Annotated in this window: 2 protein-coding genes; one reads left to right on the top strand and one right to left on the bottom strand. The window is 66.1% G+C overall.

What is annotated here, in order from left to right; genetic code table 11:
- The first annotated feature begins 226 nt into the window (after positions 1-226).
- The gene (locus tag NWF34_RS20890; RefSeq protein ID WP_024497959.1) at positions 227-559 is read left to right on the top strand and encodes a hypothetical protein; all 333 of its coding nucleotides are present in this window, start codon (positions 227-229) and stop codon (positions 557-559) included.
- Positions 560-747: 188 nt separating this feature from the next.
- Here NWF34_RS20890 and NWF34_RS20885 read toward each other — a convergent pair whose 3' ends face one another.
- Entirely contained in the window at positions 748-2,793 is a 2,046-nt protein-coding gene (locus tag NWF34_RS20885; RefSeq protein WP_024497958.1) for a CocE/NonD family hydrolase, read from the bottom strand.
- Between the last annotated feature and the right edge of the window lie 266 nt (positions 2,794-3,059).

Below are 3,059 nucleotides of genomic sequence, written 5' to 3'. Positions count from 1 at the left end.
TACCGCCAGCGCCAACGCCCCGGACTTGACCGCCACGACCCCACCGCGCATCCTCAATAACGCGCCAAGGTGGTCCCATGCTCGTGGCAAACAGGTGGTCCCATAGCGGTGGCAAATGACACCCGGTGTTTGGCGGCATCCTGATCGGGGGACCCTGAGATGCACAGAGGTGCACCTTCTCCGGGGTCACCGGAGAAGGGTGAGCAATTCGAGGAAAGGCCTTCTCATGACCAGCCCCGAACCGTACCGGCAGCCCAATCCCGGTGCCGCGCCCGGCAATTCTGCGCCCCCGATCGCCACGCCCAACCCCGTAGGGTTCCGCCGAAATGTAGAGACAAAGGCTTCGACGAAGACGAGTGAACTGATCGCGTATGGGCTCGCCGTACTCGCCGTGGTGATCACCGCGCTCGTGGTGGGCGGTGGAGATGGCGACGTCGATCCGTTCGGTGCTGCCGACGCGCTCAAGTACATCACGTGGCTGACCGTCGGTTACATGATCGCGAGAGGCCTGGCTAAGTCGGGCAGTCCAGAACCGCAGGACGACGCTGGTGGGTACTGATCCGAACGACACCTGAACCGCGGACGCACACCGGCATCGCAGTCGGCGAAACCGCGCCCGCACAGATCGCACACGCTGGAGCCGTCGACCAAAAGGTCGACGGCTCCAGCGGTGTCGTCAGTGTGTTGGTCCGTCTCAGATCGACTGTCGCCGAGCGACCCTCGCCGTGTCAGTCACCGATTGGCGTGTCAGCCACCGACCGGCGTCGACAGCGGCAGGTTCACGAAGCTCGGCCGGCTCGGGTCGAGCTGGATGTGCTGCGGCTTCAGGCCCGACTCGTTCAGCAACGGGCGTAGCGGCAGACCGCGCGGGAAGTTCATCGCGAAGACGTCGACCCGCAGGCGATGACCCGGCTTCACGATCGCCTCGGTGGGCAGCAGCCCGATGTCTATGCTGACCGGACGTCCCGGAGCCACCGGCTGCCGTGAGGACAGTGTGAGGTTGTAGAACGGGTCGATCACGTCTCCGTTCGGCGCGAATTGCGATGCCGCGCGGTCGTATCCACGAAGCGACGCCATCACCTGTCCCGACGAGATCACCTTCGACGTGCCGTCGGGCGCGACGTCGTTGAGGGTGGCCGTCCAGTAGCCGTCGGTGGCGTCGAGCACGGTGTTCAGCCGAATGTTGGAGTACCCGGACACGCTGCGGGTCGTCGTGAGCGGGGGAGTGGTGAACGACAGTGCCGCGCGTTCGGAGATGCGGGCATCGTCGGCGCAGAACGGGAAGATCGCCAGCGCACCGGCCAGTTGCTGTGCCGCGTCGCGGGAACACATGGGGGCGAGGCCGGGGGCGATGGACATGCGTGCCCGCGACCGCGGGGCCTTCGTGGTCAGGCTGCCGTCGCGGACCGCGTGTGCCGCGGTACCGCTACGCCGGTCGCTCAGATAGAGGCGCTGACGCTCCATCCCGGCGCGCGGGAACTGCCGGGCGGTGATCCAGGAATCGCCCACCTGCTTGAGGTTCACCGGACCATAGGAGTCGATGCCGTTGTCGATTCCCTTGAGCCACTTGTCGAACCACGCCTTCTGCAGCACGTCGAGTCGCGGCGGCGTGCCGTCGCGACCCTGTTGCCCGCCGCCGATGGTCAGGTGATAGCCGTCGCCCATGATCAGCTGCTTGCGGCCCGGCGGCAGCGGGATCTTGTTGTACATGCGGACTTCGGAGTTGGTGAAGAGGTCGAACCAGCCGCCGTAGATGAGGGTCGGCGTGGTGATGTTCTCGGCACGGTCGAGCCAGGCGGACCGCGGTTCGGAGTTGTTCTCCAGCAACGCCTTCAGCTCCGGCGGCACCGACGCGACGTCGGGTGTGAGCAGTGCTGCGAAGAGTTGCGGATAGAAGGTCAGCGGGTCGGAGATCCGGTCGGCCAGCCACTTCCAGTCGAAGGTGCCGTTGAGCATCGACGCCACGTTCGGGATCATTTTCGTGGTGTTGACCAGAGTCAGCCACAGCGGCAGGAAGCCGACACCCAACGCCCCACCCGGCGCCACGATGTCTCGGATGAGATCACCGCCCGGTTCGACCGGGAAGATCGCCTTCAGTGCCTTCGGGTTCTTGTTGGCGGCTTGGATCTGGTTGATCGCGGAGTAGGAGACACCGGACATGCCGACCTTGCCGTTGGACCACCGCTGCTTCGACGCCCAGTTGATGACCTCGATGGTGTCGCGTTGCTCGCGGTCCTGGAAGACGTCCCACTTGCCCTGGGAGAAGCCGGTTCCGCGCACGTCGACGACGACCTGTGTGTAGCCGCTGCGGACGAGGTCGAAGTCGACGAGGAAAGTCTTGGCGCCCCCGTCGCGCAGGGTGTGCGCGATGTCGTTGATGCCGTCGATCGGCGTGCCGGACAGGTTGATGGACCGGGCGATCTGCAGCAGGAACGGCTCGAGCACCGGATGCTGCGTGACCGCGGATCCGACCGTGGTGATCAGCTTGGTGTACGGGGTCATGTTGACGATGACCGGCGTCTTCGTCGACGTCGGTCGTTCGCGGGCATCAGCAGGCCGATAGACGTTGGCGCGTAGGACGGTGCCGTCACTCATCCTGATCGGCACGTCCCAGCTGACGTTCACGCCGGCATAGGGTTGCGGGCCGTCGTGGCCCGCGGCCCAGCGCGCGGCGGCGGCCCCTCCCGTGGGTCCGCTCGGTGCGGCCCCCGCGACCGCGGTCGGCGCGACCAGCGCCGCGACGAGTGCGATCACCCCCGCCAGCAGACGAACGCTTCTCGACGACTTGCCCATGCACACCCCCGCGTGTGATGCGCCGCGACGACGTCAGAGCGTCGACGCGGCGGGAACCTGATCAAGCGATCACAACTTAGCATCGGGAGTGATGCGGGTCACGAGTCCTTTCGATACGCCCCTCCGCAAGCTCCGGGGCTACTCAAGGAGCGGGGGTCAGTTGAGGTCGATGGGATGCGTCGCGAGGAGCGGGGGTCAGTTGAGGTCGATGGGATGCGTCGCGAGGAGCGGGGGTCAGTTGAGGTCGATGGGATGCGTCGCGAGGA

This window comes from Gordonia sp. GONU (genome assembly GCF_024733855.1).
GTDB classification, from domain to species: Bacteria; Actinomycetota; Actinomycetes; order Mycobacteriales; family Mycobacteriaceae; genus Gordonia; species Gordonia amicalis.
The sequence above is the reverse complement of the archived record's forward strand: the minus strand, read 5'-3'. Positions and strand labels throughout refer to the sequence as shown.